Source organism: Amycolatopsis sp. NPDC003676 (genome assembly GCF_053587275.1).
In genome coordinates this window covers 1-1,204 of the sequence record NZ_JBSFNS010000353.1, presented here as the reverse complement: position 1 = coordinate 1,204, position 1,204 = coordinate 1, and the positions used below count along the sequence as shown (strand labels likewise).

The following is a 1,204-nucleotide window of genomic DNA, read 5'->3' as shown; positions in this document are numbered from 1 at the left end:
GGTGCGCGGACCGGACTCGGTGCGGGCGCTGGAGCAGTTCGGCTACGGCCCGGTGATCGACACCGAGACCGAGGGCTGGGCGGCCCGCGCGGCCGAGGTCACCAACGGCGAACCGATCGTGCGGGCGGTGGACCAGGTCAGCGGACCGGCCGCGGGCGCACTGATGTCGCTGCTGGCACCGCGCGGTGAGCTGATCTCCTTCGGCGCGCTGTCGGGTCAGCCGCTGATCATCGACACCGGCGCGGTCATCTTCAAACAGGCCGTGGTCCCTCGCCGAAGGTGTCGCCGAACACCATGGCCACCTTGCCCGGTTCGGTCTCCCAGAACAGGCCGAGGTCGGTGCCGTCGACCTGCCAGCGCATGTCGGTCCGATTGTTCGACCCGTGCCCGGTCACCTGCTCGACCAGGCGCACCGATTCCACCGTCGGTGCCGCGACCGCGGGCTGCGCCGGTCCCGGTTCGACCGGTCGCACGACGGGTGCGGGCGGTTCCTGCGCCGGCTCGCCCTCACCACCCGGTACCGGGATCGGGATGGGCTCGATCTCGGGCTTGATCCGGATGCGCGGCAACGAGATCGCCGACCCGGAGCCCGAGCCCGACCCCGAACCCGTTGACGCGTCGCCGGACTCGTCGATCCCGTCGTCGGGTTCGGGCGTGTCCCTGACCTCAGGGCACGGGTTGCGGCACGGGTCCGACGGCAGCGGCGCCTGCGCGACGCGGGTGTTGTCGTGCGGCGGATCGGGCAGCGGCACCGGCGTCAGCTCCGGCACGATGACCGGGATGTCGATGCTGGGCGCGATGACCGGCGGTGGTGGCGCGGCGGGGTCGGGCAGCCGGTTGAGCGGGTCGAATCCCGTTTCGCCACAGATGTTCACGGGTGGCGGTGCCCAGGGGAAGGGAGTCGCGAGCGCGGGGGCGGCGAGCACGACGGCCAGCAAGGCGCCGAGTGCGGTCGAACCGTGCGGTACCAGCGTTGTGCGCATGTGCTCCCTCGAATGGGTATCCGAACGAACAAACAAATACCACCGATGTAGTTCTGAATTTACCGGAACCGATCCGGGTCCCGGCGCGTCCAATCCCTATGTGAACGACATCGAGTACGTCTTCGGAACCGGCGACGGCATCGTGCACCACTGGTCGGGGCAGGCCGAACTGGCCCTGGCCGAAACCGGCGTCGCCGACGCGCTATGGCTCGACTTCGACG

1 protein-coding gene is annotated in these 1,204 nt (G+C 70.1%); it reads right to left on the bottom strand.

From position 1 onward, the window contains the following. Positions 1-251: 251 nt before the first annotated feature. Positions 252-983, bottom strand: coding sequence for a DUF4185 domain-containing protein (locus ACWDNU_RS46360; protein WP_449673512.1), 732 nt, complete (start codon positions 981-983; stop codon positions 252-254). Positions 984-1,204 lie beyond the last annotated feature (221 nt).

Coding starts and splice junctions, on each gene's coding strand:
- ACWDNU_RS46360 (WP_449673512.1), bottom strand. CDS start 983: ATGCGCACAACGCTGGTACCGCACGGTTCGACCGCACTCGGCGCCTTG.